Raw genomic sequence first — 12,718 nt, 5'->3', positions numbered from 1 at the left:
CGTGAGTCCCGGAACCGGGGCTTAGAACTTCAGCCCGGCTTCGCGGGCGGCGTCAGCCAGAGCGGCAATGCGCCCGGCGTATCGGTTGCCACCGCGGTCGAACACGACGGTCTCGACACCCGCAGCCTTGGCACGCTCGGCGACGAGCGCGCCGACAGCCTGGGCCTGCGAGCTCTTGTCGCCTTCGCCACCGCGGATCGAAGCGTCCAGGGTCGACGCCGACGCCAGGGTGTGGCCCTGGAGGTCGTCGATGACCTGAGCAACGATGTTGCGGTTGGAACGCGTCACGACGAGGCGCGGACGCTCCGCCGTACCCGAGACGTTCTTGCGGATGCGGATGTGGCGGCGAGCCTTGGCAGCGCGCTTGTACGCGTCGCCCTTGGCGATCTTCACACCGTATGCCATGGCTACTTACCAGCCTTTCCGACCTTGCGGCGGATGACCTCGCCGGCGTACTTGACACCCTTGGCCTTGTACGGGTCGGGCTTCCGCAGCTTGCGGATGTTGGCGGCGACCTCGCCGACCTTCTGCTTGTCGATGCCCTCGACCGAGAACTTCGTCGGCGACTCGACCTTGAAGGAGATGCCCTCGGGCGCCTCCACCAGGATCGGGTGGCTGTAGCCGAGCTGGAACTCCAGGTCGGAGCCCTTCGCGGCCACGCGGTAACCGACACCGCTGATCTCGAGAGCCTTGACGTATCCCGTGGTCACACCGGTGATCATGTTCGCCACCAGCGTGCGGGACAGGCCGTGCAGGGCCTTGTTCTGACGCTCGTCGTTCGGACGGGTGACGTTCAGAACGCCGTCCTCGTCCTTGACAACTGCGATGGGCGCCTTAACGGTGTGCGCGAGGGAACCCTTGGGGCCCTTCACGTTGACCGTCTGGCCATCGATGGTGACGTCCACACCGGCGGGAACCTGGATGGGGAGCTTGCCGATTCGCGACATTGCTTTTCCTCCGTTCCCGACTACCAGACGTAGGCGAGGACTTCCCCACCTACGCCCTTCTTGCCTGCCTGCTGGCCGGTCAGGAGACCGTGGGACGTGGAGATGATCGCCACGCCCAGGCCACCGAGGACCTTCGGCAGGTTGGTGGACTTCGCGTACACGCGCAGACCGGGCTTCGAGATCCGCTTGATGCCCGCGATGGAGCGCTCACGGTTCGGCCCGAACTTCAGCTCGAGGACGAGGTTCTTGCCGACCTCGGCGTCCTCGACCTTCCAGCCGGTGATGAAACCCTCCTGCTTGAGGATCTCCGCGATGTGCGACTTGATCTTGCTGTGCGGCATCACGACGGTGTCGTGGTACGCCGAGTTAGCGTTACGCAGACGCGTGAGCATGTCTGCGATCGGGTCAGTCATGGTCATGAAGTGGCCTTCGGCCTCTCTCGCCGGGGTTTCCTGTATGCGCCATCCCTCTCCCCACTCAGTGGCGGGACGGGTGCGGTGCGGGGACCTACGGCGTAGTAAGTCGATAGGGCGGCGGACGCCCAACCCCACAAGCCTACGGCATGCGGGCAGAGCGGTCCGCCGACCTGATGCTTACCGAGAGCGTCTGGAAAACCTCAACACCCAAAGGGTGTGGGGCTACCAGGAGCTCTTGGTCACGCCCGGCAGCTCGCCACGGTGAGCCATCTCACGAAGGCACACGCGGCACAGGCCGAACTTGCGGTACACGGAGTGGGGGCGACCGCAGCGCTGGCAGCGGGTGTACGCACGCACACCGAACTTGGGCTTGCGGGCAGCCTTCGCGATGAGAGCCTTCTTCGCCATCTCGCTTACGCCTCCTTGAAGGGGAAGCCGAGGTGACGAAGGAGCGCGCGGCCCTCAGCGTCGTTGGTCGCCGTGGTGACCACGGTGATGTCCATACCCCGGGTACGGTCGATCTTGTCCTGGTCGATCTCGTGGAACATGACCTGCTCCGTGAGACCGAAGGTGTAGTTGCCACGGCCGTCGAACTGCTTCGGCGACAGACCGCGGAAGTCACGGATACGCGGCAGCGCGAGCGACAGCGTACGGTCCAGGAACTCCCACATGCGGTCACCACGGAGGGTGACGTGGCAGCCGATCGGCTGACCCTCGCGCAGCTTGAACTGCGCGATGGACTTGCGGGCCTTCGTGACGGCCGGCTTCTGACCGGTGATCGTCGTCAGGTCGCGGATGGCGCCGTCGATCAGCTTCGAGTCACGGGCGGCGTCGCCGACACCCATGTTCACGACGATCTTGACGAGACCGGGGATCTGCATGACGTTCTCGTAGGAGAACTCCTCACGCAGCTTGCCCGCGATGTCCTCGCGGTACTTCGTCTTGAGACGCGGAGTGGTAGCCATCAGATGTCCTCACCCGTCCGCTTGGCAACGCGGATCTTGTTGCCCTCGTCGTCGAAGCGGTAGCCGACGCGGGTGACGACCTTCTTGCCGTCCTTCTCCACAACCAGCTGAACGTTGCTCACGTGGACCGGGGCCTCGGTGATCACGATGCCACCGGCCTGGTTCTGCGCGGCCTTGGTGTGCTTCTTGACCCGGTTGACACCCTCGACGAGGACACGGTTCTCAGCGGGGAAGGCAACGATGACCTTGCCCTGCTTGCCCTTGTCCTTACCGGTGATGACCTGGACCAGGTCGCCCTTCTTGATCTTCATGCTTACAGCACCTCCGGCGCGAGCGAGATGATCTTCATGAACTTCTTCTCGCGCAGCTCACGGCCGACGGGGCCGAAGATACGGGTGCCGCGAGGGTCGCCGTCGTTCTTCAGAATGACGGCGGCGTTCTCGTCGAAGCGGATGTACGAGCCGTCCTGGCGGCGGCGCTCCTTGACGGTGCGAACGATGACCGCCTTGACGACGTCACCCTTCTTCACGTTGCCACCGGGGATCGCGTCCTTGACGGTGGCGACGATGACGTCACCGATGCCCGCGTAGCGGCGACCGGAGCCACCGAGAACACGGATGCAAAGGATTTCCTTGGCACCAGTGTTGTCGGCGACACGCAGTCGCGACTCCTGCTGGATCACGTCTATCTCCTGATTGTCTGCCGGTTCCCGGCGGGGGCCTCACACTCCGAAGAGCGGCGGCCCCCACCGAGCCTGGCGGAACGAACCTGAGGGAAACCCCTCAAGTAATTACTTGGCCTTCTCGAGGATCTCGACGATGCGCCAGCGCTTGCTCGCCGACAGCGGACGCGTCTCCATGATGAGGACGCGGTCGCCGACACCGGCAGCGTTCTGCTCGTCGTGAGCCTTGAGCTTGTTCGTACGGCGGATGACCTTGCCGTACAGGGCGTGCTTGACGCGGTCCTCGACGGCGACGACGACGGTCTTGTCCATCTTGTCGCTGACGACCAGACCCTCACGGGTCTTGCGGAAACCGCGCTCGGTCTTCTCAGTCACGTTGTTCTCGCTCATCAGGCGCTCTCCACCGTCTCGATACCGAGCTCACGCTCGTGCATCAGGGTGTAGATGCGAGCGATGTCCTTACGGACGGACTTGAGCCGGCCGTTGTTCTCCAGCTGACCCGTGGCCGCCTGGAAGCGGAGCTTGAACAGCTCCTCCTTGGCCTCGCGCAGCTTGCCAACGAGCTCCTCGTTGCCGAGCTCACGCAGCTCGGACGCCTTGGTTCCCGTCGCCATCACGACTCACCTGCCTCGCGCCGAACAATCCGGCACTTCATCGGAAGCTTGTGAGCAGCGCGGGTGAGCGCCTCACGAGCAATCTTCTCGTTCGGGTAGGACAGCTCGAACATGACCCGACCCGGGTGCACGTTGGCGATCCACCACTCGGGAGAACCCTTACCGGAACCCATGCGGGTCTCGGCAGGCTTCTTCGTGAGCGGGCGGTCCGGGTAGATGTTGATCCAGACCTTGCCACCACGCTTGATGTGGCGGGTCATCGCGATACGAGCCGCCTCGATCTGGCGGTTCGTCACGTAGGCGGGGGTGAGCGCCTGGATGCCGTACTCGCCGAACGAGACCTCAGTACCGCCCTTGGCCATACCGCGGCGCTTCGGGTGGTGCTGCTTACGGTGCTTGACCCTACGAGGGATCAGCATGTTGGTCAGGCCTCCGTTCCGGTGCTCTCAGCCGGAGCGGCGGCGGGAGCGTCGGCCTTGGGGGCCTCGGCACCAGCAGCCTGCTGCGGCTTGCGGCCACCACGGCCGCCGCGCTCGCCACCACGGCCACCACGGCCGGCGGGACGGTCGCCAGCGCCACCCGCGCCACGGGCCGGGCGGTTACCCGCACGGGCCGCAGCGTTCTCGGCGCGAACCTCGGCGATGTTCTTGACGTCGCCCTTGTAGATCCAGACCTTCACACCGATACGGCCGAAGGTGGTCTTGGCCTCGAAGAAGCCGTAGTCCACGTTCGCGCGCAGCGTGTGCAGCGGCACACGACCCTCGCGGTAGAACTCGGAGCGGGACATCTCGGCGCCGCCGAGGCGACCGCCACACTGGATCTTGATGCCCTTGGCGCCGGCCTTCATCGTGCCCTGCATGCTCTTACGCATGGCGCGACGGAAGGAGACGCGGGAGGAGAGCTGCTCGGCAACGGCCTGGGCAACGAGCTGAGCGTCGAGCTCGGGGTTCTTGACCTCGAGGATGTTCAGCTGGACCTGCTTGCCCGTGAGCTTCTCGAGGTCACCGCGGATGCGGTCGGCCTCGGCGCCACGGCGGCCGATGACGATGCCCGGACGAGCGGTGTGGATGTCCACACGCACGCGGTCACGGGTGCGCTCGATCTCAACCTTCGAGATGCCGGCGCGCTCCATGCCGGACGTCATCATCCGACGGATGGCGACGTCTTCCTTGACGTAGTCCTTGTACAGCTTGTCGGCGTACCAACGCGACTTGAAGTCGGTGGTGATGCCGAGCCGGAACCCGTGCGGGTTTACCTTCTGGCCCATTACCGGGAACCTTCCTTGCTGCTGACGACCACGGTGATGTGGCTGGTCCGCTTGCGGATCCGGTAGGCACGGCCCTGCGCACGCGGACGGAACCGCTTCAGGGTCGGGCCCTCGTCCACGTACGCCTCGCTGATGACCAGCGTGGAGGCGTCCGGGTGGTTGTAGTTGTGTGCGGCGTTGGCAATGGCGCTGTCCAGCACCTTGCCGACCGGCACGCTCGCGGCCTGCGGGGCGAAACGCAGGACCGCCTGAGCCTCCGTGGCATCCATGCCACGGATAAGGTCCACCACGCGGCGGGCCTTCATGGGCGTGACGCGGATGTACCGCGCCTGGGCCCTGGCTTCCATGGTTGTCCCTTCGGTGTAAGTCATAGTCGTAACCACCCCGCCTTTAGCGGCGCTTCGACTTCCGGTCGTCCTTGACGTGGCCGCGGAAGGTGCGAGTCGGCGAGAACTCGCCGAGCTTGTGGCCGACCATCGACTCGGTGACGAACACCGGGACGTGGGTCTTGCCGTTGTGCACCGCGATGGTGTGACCCAGCATGCTGGGGATGATCATCGAGCGACGGGACCAGGTCTTGATGACGTTCTTGGTACCAGCTTCGTTCTGAGCGTCCACCTTCTTTACGAGGTGGTCGTCGACGAAGGGTCCCTTCTTGAGACTGCGCGGCATCTAAACCCGCTCCTAGCGCTTCTTGTTCGTCTTGCGGCGGCGGACGATGTACTTGCTCGAAGCCTTCTTCGGCGAGCGAGTACGACCCTCCTTCTGACCCCACGGGGAGACCGGGTGGCGACCACCACTGGTCTTGCCCTCACCACCACCGTGCGGGTGGTCAACCGGGTTCATCGCGACACCGCGGACGGACGGGCGAACGCCCTTCCAGCGCATGCGGCCGGCCTTGCCCCAGTTGATGTTCGACTGCTCGGCGTTGCCGACCTCGCCGACCGTGGCGCGGCAGCGCGCGTCGACGAGACGGATCTCGCCGGACGGCATGCGGAGGTGGGCCATGACGCCCTCCTTCGCGAGCAGCTGCACGGAGGCACCAGCGGAGCGGGCGAACTTCGCGCCGCCACCGGGACGGAGCTCGATCGCGTGGATCGTGGTACCGACCGGGATGTTGCGGAGCGCCAGGTTGTTGCCGGGCTTGATGTCGGCCGTCGGGCCGTTCTCGATCCGGTCACCCTGCTGCAGACCGCGCGGCGCGATGATGTAGCGCTTCTCGCCGTCGGCGTAGTGCAGCAGCGCGATGCGCGCGGTGCGGTTGGGGTCGTACTCGATGTGCGCGACCTTGGCCGGCACGCCGTCCTTGTCGTGACGACGGAAGTCGATCACGCGGTAGGCGCGCTTGTGTCCGCCACCCTGGTGGCGAACGGTGATCCGGCCGGTGTTGTTACGGCCGCCCTTGCTGTGCAGAGGGCGAACCAGCGACTTCTCCGGCGTGGACCGCGTGATCTCGACAAAGTCGGCGACGCTGGAGCCACGACGGCCCGGGGTCGTCGGCTTGTACTTGCGGATACCCATTTCTCAGTCCTCGTCCGATTCCGGACGACTAGACCTCCGTTAGGAGGCCTGGCCGCCGAAGATGTCGATACGGTTGCCCTCGGCAAGGGTCACGATGGCGCGCTTGGTGTTGGCACGCTTGCCGAAACCGGTCTTGGTGCGCTTGCGCTTACCCTGACGGTTGATCGTGTTGACCCCGGTGACCTTGACCGAGAAGACCGCCTCGACGGCCTGCTTGATCTGGGTCTTGTTGGCGCCGGGCGCGACGATGAACGTGTACTTGTTCTCGTCCAGCAGCGCGTAGCTCTTCTCCGAGACAACCGGCTTGATCAGCAGGTCGCGCGGGTCGGTGAAGGTCTTGCTGGTAACGGTCGCCTCAGACATCAGGCGTCGCTCCCTTCGGTCTCGTCGGCCTTGGGGCCAGACACGAAGGACTCGAGCGCGGCCTGGGTGAAGACCACGTCGTCAGAGACGATCACGTCGTACGTGTTCAGCTGGCCCGGCTCCAGGATGTGAACCTGGGGCAGGTTGCGGGCGGACAGCCACGCGGCCTCGTCGGCACGCTCGACGACCAGGAGCAGGTTCTTGCGCTCCGAGATCTTGCCGAACAGCGTCTTGGCGGCCTTCGTGGAGGCGGCACCCTCGACCACGCCGGTGACGACGTGGATGCGGGAGTGACGCGCACGGTCCGAGAGGGCACCGCGGAGGGCGGCGACCTTCATCTTCTTGGGGGTCCGCTGCGAGTAGTCACGCGGCTGCGGGCCGTGGACGACGCCACCGCCGGCGAACTGCGGAGCGCGGGTCGAACCCTGACGGGCGCGGCCGGTGCCCTTCTGGCGGTAAGGCTTCTTGCCACCACCACGGACTTCGCCACGGGTCTTGGTCTTGTGCGTGCCCTGACGGGCAGCGGCCAGCTGGGCGACGACGACCTGGTGGATCAGCGGAACGCTGGTCTTCGCGTCGAAGATCTCCGCGGGGAGCTCGACGGTACCGGCCTTGTCGCCTGCCGGCGAAAGGATGTCAATGGTGCTCATTAACCTCAAGCCCCCTTGGCCGCGGTACGGACCAGGACGAGGCCGCCGTTCGGACCGGGGACTGCGCCCTTGATGAGGAGCAGACCCTTCTCCGCGTCTACCGCGTGGATGGTCAGGTTCTGGGTGGTGACGCGCTCGTTACCCATGCGACCGGCCATGCGCATGCCCTTGAAGACACGCCCAGGGGTGGCGCAGCCACCGATCGAACCGGGGGAGCGGTGCTTGCGCTGCACACCGTGACCGGCGCCGAGGCCCCGGAAGTTGTGCCGCTTCATGACACCGGCGAAGCCCTTGCCCTTGCTGTTGCCCGTGACGTCAACCTTGACGCCGGACTCGAACACCTCAGCAGTGATCTCCTGGCCGAGCGTGTACTCGGCGGCGTCGGAGGTGCGGAGCTCCACCAGGTGGCGGCGGGGGGTCACGTCGGCCTTGGCGAAGTGGCCCTTGAGGGGCTTGTTCACCTTGCGCGGGTCGATCTCGCCGAAGGCGATCTGGACCGACTCGTAGCCGTCGATGTCGTTCGTACGGACCTGGGTAACGACGCAGGGCCCGGCCTTGACGACGGTCACCGGGACGACACGGTTGTTCTCGTCCCAGACCTGGGTCATGCCGAGCTTCTCGCCCAGGACGCCCTTGATCTGCTTTGCCATCTTCTCGACGCCTCTCAGAGCTTGATCTCGATGTCAACGCCGGCCGGAAGGTCCAGGCGCATCAGCGAGTCAACGGTCTTGGGCGTCGGGTCGAGGATGTCGATCAGGCGCTTGTGCGTGCGCATCTCGAAGTGCTCGCGCGAGTCCTTGTACTTGTGCGGCGACTTGATGACGCAGTACACGTTCTTCTCAGTGGGCAGCGGCACCGGGCCCGCGACCGACGCACCAGTGCGCGTCACCGTCTCGACGATCTTCTTCGCCGAGGAGTCGATGACCTCGTGGTCGTAGGCCTTGAGCCGGATGCGGATCTTCTGTCCCGCCATGGCTACTCCGTAGTCCTGTCTCTGTGTGGAAACGCTCTGGCTCCCGGTCGGCTGCGGGACGTGGTCCCGCGGCCTCTCCTCCGACCCACGCGGTCGGGCGTGTCGCACTCCCTCTACAGAAAATTCCCATACGGAAATTCCCTCGTCCAAGGGGGTGCGGTCCCATGACCGCGATTCGGGGGAGAAACACCCACCGAGTGCCTGGTGGGCACCGTGCTGTCACTTCCCAGAAGATTCCCGTACGTCCGCCCCCATTGCTGCCCCGAGAGGCAGATTAAGGACGACGAGTACTGTGGGACTCGCTTCCGGTCCTCCCGGCGGGAGGCGCGCAGCATCGGCACTCAGCCGAGCAACTTGAGTAGTCTGCCATACGGGACACGCACCTGGCCAATCGGGCGGAAGACAATACCCCGCCACGCTGAGTGGTCAAACTGCGCCGCGCCCGTCGCCCGGCGGGGCCTCTCCCCCGGTCGTGTCAGGTCCGCGAGACCGTCCCGCAGCCGTCCGGCGCGCCCGCCTCGATGCCCTTGCTCCGGTCGTACGGGTCCTTGGGCGGCCCGGACGGCGTGGGTCCGGCCGCGGGCTCCGCGTCGAAGCCCGGGTGGATATAGCCGTCGTGGACCTCGCAGGCGCTGTTGGCGAGGTCCACGCGGTAGTCGGAGAGCCGGAGCCGGCCGGCGGTGACCCGCCATGTGCGCGGGTCCGCGACCGTGAAGGTGATTTCTCGGCGCACGATGGTCCGCTCGACCTGGTCCGCGCCCGGGGCCGCCTTCACCAGCGGGTAGACGAAGGAGTAGTCGAGCCGGACGTCGGCCTGGCCCTTCTCCTTCCCGGCTTCCACCCACATCCGGCCGCGGACCTTGACCACCTCGCCGACGGGCTTGACCTCGGCCGGGTCGTACCGGGTGAAGAGGTTCACCGGGTCCTGGTCCTTGCCCGGCTGGGCCAGTGACTTCTCCAGGTGCTTCGAGGTCTCGGTGCTCTCGGGGTCCAGCAGCGCCAGTGCGGCCTCGGGGCGCTCCCCCCTCAGGGCAGCCGGGTCCAGGTTGGCCGCGATCAGGAACGCCCTGGCGTTCCGGAGCGTCTCCGCGATCTTCTCCTTGGACACCCCGTTGACGGCGGTGGCCTCCGGGAGCTCGATGCCGGCGGCGCCGTCCGCCCACTGCAGGGCCGGAGAGCCGCGGAAGGGCTCCTGCAGGGTCGGCCGGTCGGGGTCCACCGACGGCGGCGGGGCGCTCGGGCGCTCGGTCTCGGCGGCCAGTGGGCCCGCCTTGCGGGCGTCGTCGCGGGCCTCGGCCCTGCCCGTGAGGCGGTCGATCACCAGCTCGGGCCGTACTGCGATCAGCGCGAGTCCGGCGATGGCCACGACGGCGGCGGCGGCCTTGAGCCGGCCCGGCCGGCGGCGTTCGCGCCAGGCGGGGCCGGTGCGCCACCCCGGCGGCTCCTGGCCCCGGGTGGCGCGCAGCCGCTCGGTCACCATGCGCGCCCGTGCGGAGGGCTCCTTCGGCGCGTCCCCGGCCCCCTGGGCGGCCTGCTCCATGAAACGGGCCCACTCCTCGTCGGAGACGCCCGGCGTGTTGTCGTCCTTCTTGCCCATGCCCTGTCCTCGCCCGTTCCCCGCCCGACATGTGCGAGGGGCCCCGCACCGGATGGTGCGGAGCCCCTCACCTGCGCAAAGACGTTTCTTCCGTCAGCGGAAGTAGCCCGTGATGTCCGCGATGAGATCCACGGCACCCGAGTTGTTGTAGAAGCTGACCTTGCCGTCCACGACGGGCACGACCACCAGGTTGGGGATCGTGAGGCCCGCGGTGAAGTTCAGGTTCGACGCGCTCGTACGGGTCGTGCCGCTCGGGAAGACCGACACGAAGCTGGCCTCGGTCGGGTTGGTCGCGGTCACGTTCAGCACCACGGCCTTGACGCCGGTGGCCGGGACTCCCCCGACGCCCGCCACGGGCAGCGTGACGACGCTTCCGCCGGTGACCGGGCCCTGGCGCACGCCCGTGCCCGTACGGGTGTCCATCAGGCGCTTCGGACCGAAGTTCGCGTGCGTGGCGCCCGCGTCGCTGTCCGAGAAGTAGCCGGTGATGTCCGCGATCAGGTCGACGGTGCCCTGGTTGTTGTAGAAGCTGACCTTGCCGTCCACGACGGGTACGACCACCAGGTTGGGGATCGTCTGTCCCGGGGTGAAGTTCAGGTTCGACGCGCTGGAGCGGGTCGTGCCGCTCGGGTACACCGACACGAAGCTCGGCTGCGTCGGGTTCGTCGCCGTCACGTTCAGCACCACGGCCTTGACGCCGGTGGCCGGGACGCCGTCGACGCCCGCCACGGGCAGGGTGACCACGCCGCCGCTGCCGACCGGGCCCTTCGGGACGCCGAGGCCCTCACGGGTGTCCATCAGGCGCTTCGGACCGAAGTTGGTCTGGGTGGCGCCGTCGGCGGTCGAGGTGAAGTAGCCGGTGATGTCGGCGATCAGGTCGACGGTGCCCTGGTTGTTGAAGAAGCTGACGCTCCCGTTGACGACCGGCACGACCACCAGGTTGGGGATCGTCCTGCCCGGGGTGAAGTTCAGGTTCGACGCGCTGGAGCGGGTCGTGCCGCTCGGGAACACCGACACGAAGCTCGGCTGCGTCGGGTTCGTCGCCGTCACGTTCAGGACCACCGCGGTGGGCGTGCCACCGCTGGCGGCGGCCACCGGCAGGGTGACCACTTCGCCGCTGCCGACGGGGCCCCTGCGGACACCGAGGCCCTCACGGGTGTCCATCAGGCGCTTGGGGGCGAGGGGGACGAACCTGGCGCCCTTGACCTCTGCCTGGACGGTCACCGCGAGACTCGTGGAGACCTTGCCGTTCAATGCGGTCGCCCGGACCCGGACCTCGTGCGTGCCGTCGGTCACGACGGCGGTCGCCTTGCGGGCCGCGCCGTCGGTGACCGCGGTGGCCTCGCCGTCCACGAGCAGCTCGAACTTGGACAGCCGGCCGGTGGCCGTGCTGGTGGTCCAGTCGACCGTCAGGGCTGCGCCGCTCGGGAGGGTGGCGCCCGGCGCGGCCGTGGCCCCGTTCACCGAGGCGATCTTCAGCTGGGCCGCGGGGCCCGTCTGCCGGAGCGCGTCCAGCTGCGGGTAGAGCGAGTTGCCCGGGCACTGGGTGTTGAAGCCGTCCCGGTGGCCCGAGAGCGACTTGAACTCGTACTGCTGGCCGGCGGTGTAGCTCTTGCCGAAGTAGTTCGCCTGGGTGGCGCCCGCGGTCAGTGTCGCGGTGCCGTTCATGTCTCCGTCGTACTGGCCCAGCTTGTACGCCGCGACCTTGGAGATGGCGCCCAGCGCGGCGGTCGAGGCCCCGGCGGTGGTGTAGTCGCCGAGGACGGAGACGCCCGTCGACTCGGCGTTCCAGCCGTAGGTGTGCGCGCCCTGGACGGGCTGGTCCACACCGCCCTGCCGGCCCTCGAAGACCGTTCCGCACTTGTCGACGAGGAAGTTGTAGCCGAGGTCGCGCCAGCCGTTGCCCTGCACGTGGTAGACGTGCAGGCTGCGGACGATGGCGGCGGACTCGGAGCACTCGTACGGGGCGGTGGACGCGGTGTGGTGGACGAAGACCGCCTTGATCTTCCCGCCGGGCAGGTAGATCGGGCCCTCGTTGTTCAGGGACTCGTCGGCGCCCCACTGCACGCGCGAGACCACGTCCGGCCGCGGGGCGGTCGATTCCGGCCCCGGCGTCGTCGGCGCGGGGTCCACCGCGGGGAGGGAGAAGGCGGCCGGCCCGAGGCTCAGGTCGCCCTTCTTCTTCGCCTTCGCGGCGCCGGCGCCCGGGTCCACCAGGTTCAGCTCCATGCCGGCGGGGAGCGTGCCGCCCCCGGTCACCCGTACCTCGGCGCCGTCGGACGGGCCGACCCAGACCGGCTCGGTGGCGCCGCGCAGGCCCGGGCGCTTGCCGTCGAGGCCGGACTCGGCCTGCTCCAGCACGACCCACTTCGACCACTTGCCGCTGTCGGCGTCCCGGGTGCGGGCCTCGATCCTGCCCTTCACCTCGGCCTCAGGGTCGGTCCAGGAGACGCCGAGGAGCCCGAACGGCTCGGTGTCCTGCTGGGAGAGGACCGCCTCGCCCCTGCCCTTGGGCTTGAGGGCGAGCTTGTGCAGCTCCCCCGCGACCGGGCCCTTCTCGCGGGCACGGGCGCTGTAGGGCGACACCTCGCCCTCGTCGGAACCGCCCGTGCCGCTTGCGACGCCCTGGATGCCCAGGACCGCCACGACGCCGAGCGCGGCGGCCAGAGCCGTCCCGCGCGCACGACCTATCTTCAAGTTGTCCCCAACCCCTATGCAGATCC

Annotated in this window: 20 protein-coding genes; all 20 read right to left on the bottom strand. The window is 67.5% G+C overall.

What is annotated here, in order from left to right:
• Positions 1-21: 21 nt before the first annotated feature.
• Positions 22-405: a 50S ribosomal protein L18 gene (gene rplR, locus AB0F82_RS08490; protein WP_030008471.1), complete on the bottom strand. Its 384-nt coding sequence runs from the start codon at positions 403-405 to the stop codon at positions 22-24.
• Positions 406-407: 2 nt separating this feature from the next.
• Positions 408-947, bottom strand: coding sequence for a 50S ribosomal protein L6 (gene rplF, locus AB0F82_RS08485; protein WP_030773832.1), 540 nt, complete (start codon positions 945-947; stop codon positions 408-410).
• Between the two features lie 20 nt (positions 948-967).
• Complete coding sequence (rpsH, locus tag AB0F82_RS08480) at positions 968-1,366, bottom strand: 30S ribosomal protein S8 (RefSeq protein ID WP_007265911.1); 399 nt, start codon at positions 1,364-1,366, stop codon at positions 968-970.
• 219 nt (positions 1,367-1,585) lie between these two features.
• On the bottom strand, positions 1,586-1,771 hold the full coding sequence (locus AB0F82_RS08475; protein ID WP_003956452.1) for a type Z 30S ribosomal protein S14: 186 nt from the start codon (positions 1,769-1,771) through the stop codon (positions 1,586-1,588).
• A 5-nt stretch (positions 1,772-1,776) separates the two neighbouring features.
• Positions 1,777-2,328 (bottom strand): 50S ribosomal protein L5, encoded by a 552-nt coding sequence (rplE, locus tag AB0F82_RS08470; RefSeq protein WP_030154702.1) that lies wholly within the window; start codon positions 2,326-2,328, stop codon positions 1,777-1,779.
• On the bottom strand, positions 2,328-2,639 hold the full coding sequence (gene rplX / locus AB0F82_RS08465; protein ID WP_150258782.1) for a 50S ribosomal protein L24: 312 nt from the start codon (positions 2,637-2,639) through the stop codon (positions 2,328-2,330). The genes rplE and rplX overlap by 1 nt, the downstream gene beginning before the upstream one ends.
• A 2-nt stretch (positions 2,640-2,641) precedes the next feature.
• On the bottom strand, positions 2,642-3,010 hold the full coding sequence (rplN, locus tag AB0F82_RS08460) for a 50S ribosomal protein L14 (protein ID WP_003956455.1): 369 nt from the start codon (positions 3,008-3,010) through the stop codon (positions 2,642-2,644).
• Positions 3,011-3,118: 108 nt separating this feature from the next.
• Positions 3,119-3,400 carry a 30S ribosomal protein S17 gene (gene rpsQ, locus AB0F82_RS08455; protein WP_030008467.1) on the bottom strand — a complete coding sequence of 94 codons (282 nt, stop codon included), beginning with the start codon at positions 3,398-3,400 and terminating at the stop codon, positions 3,119-3,121.
• Positions 3,400-3,624 carry a 50S ribosomal protein L29 gene (rpmC, locus tag AB0F82_RS08450; protein WP_008739703.1) on the bottom strand — a complete coding sequence of 75 codons (225 nt, stop codon included), beginning with the start codon at positions 3,622-3,624 and terminating at the stop codon, positions 3,400-3,402. Before rpmC ends, rpsQ begins: the two co-directional genes overlap by 1 nt.
• On the bottom strand, positions 3,624-4,043 hold the full coding sequence (gene rplP, locus AB0F82_RS08445) for a 50S ribosomal protein L16 (protein WP_030026326.1): 420 nt from the start codon (positions 4,041-4,043) through the stop codon (positions 3,624-3,626). The genes rpmC and rplP overlap by 1 nt, the downstream gene beginning before the upstream one ends.
• Before the next feature lie 5 nt (positions 4,044-4,048).
• The gene (gene rpsC / locus AB0F82_RS08440; protein WP_356811231.1) at positions 4,049-4,891 is read right to left on the bottom strand and encodes a 30S ribosomal protein S3; all 843 of its coding nucleotides are present in this window, start codon (positions 4,889-4,891) and stop codon (positions 4,049-4,051) included.
• Positions 4,891-5,238, bottom strand: a complete 348-nt coding sequence (gene rplV / locus AB0F82_RS08435; protein ID WP_007265904.1) for a 50S ribosomal protein L22 — start codon at positions 5,236-5,238, stop codon at positions 4,891-4,893. Before rplV ends, rpsC begins: the two co-directional genes overlap by 1 nt.
• Positions 5,239-5,281: 43 nt before the next feature.
• Complete coding sequence (rpsS, locus tag AB0F82_RS08430; protein ID WP_007265903.1) at positions 5,282-5,563, bottom strand: 30S ribosomal protein S19; 282 nt, start codon at positions 5,561-5,563, stop codon at positions 5,282-5,284.
• Between the two features lie 12 nt (positions 5,564-5,575).
• Positions 5,576-6,412, bottom strand: coding sequence for a 50S ribosomal protein L2 (gene rplB, locus AB0F82_RS08425; protein WP_030388860.1), 837 nt, complete (start codon positions 6,410-6,412; stop codon positions 5,576-5,578).
• A gap of 39 nt (positions 6,413-6,451) precedes the next feature.
• Positions 6,452-6,775 (bottom strand): 50S ribosomal protein L23, encoded by a 324-nt coding sequence (gene rplW / locus AB0F82_RS08420; RefSeq protein ID WP_007265901.1) that lies wholly within the window; start codon positions 6,773-6,775, stop codon positions 6,452-6,454.
• A complete protein-coding gene (gene rplD, locus AB0F82_RS08415; RefSeq protein WP_030026322.1) occupies positions 6,775-7,425 on the bottom strand; it encodes a 50S ribosomal protein L4 in 651 nt (216 codons plus the stop codon). The genes rplW and rplD overlap by 1 nt, the downstream gene beginning before the upstream one ends.
• Before the next feature lie 5 nt (positions 7,426-7,430).
• Entirely contained in the window at positions 7,431-8,075 is a 645-nt protein-coding gene (rplC, locus tag AB0F82_RS08410; protein ID WP_356811232.1) for a 50S ribosomal protein L3, read from the bottom strand.
• A 14-nt stretch (positions 8,076-8,089) separates the two neighbouring features.
• On the bottom strand, positions 8,090-8,398 hold the full coding sequence (gene rpsJ / locus AB0F82_RS08405; RefSeq protein WP_003948644.1) for a 30S ribosomal protein S10: 309 nt from the start codon (positions 8,396-8,398) through the stop codon (positions 8,090-8,092).
• 475 nt (positions 8,399-8,873) lie between these two features.
• A complete protein-coding gene (locus AB0F82_RS08400) occupies positions 8,874-9,995 on the bottom strand; it encodes a hypothetical protein (protein ID WP_362625059.1) in 1,122 nt (373 codons plus the stop codon).
• A gap of 93 nt (positions 9,996-10,088) precedes the next feature.
• On the bottom strand, positions 10,089-12,692 hold the full coding sequence (locus AB0F82_RS08395) for a peptidoglycan recognition protein family protein (RefSeq protein ID WP_362625057.1): 2,604 nt from the start codon (positions 12,690-12,692) through the stop codon (positions 10,089-10,091).
• Positions 12,693-12,718: the final 26 nt, after the last annotated feature.

This window comes from Streptomyces virginiae, assembly GCF_040638905.1.
Taxonomy (GTDB): domain Bacteria; phylum Actinomycetota; class Actinomycetes; order Streptomycetales; family Streptomycetaceae; genus Streptomyces; species Streptomyces virginiae_B.
Note: the sequence above shows the minus strand (reverse complement) of the source record. Positions and strands in the feature narration are given on the sequence as shown.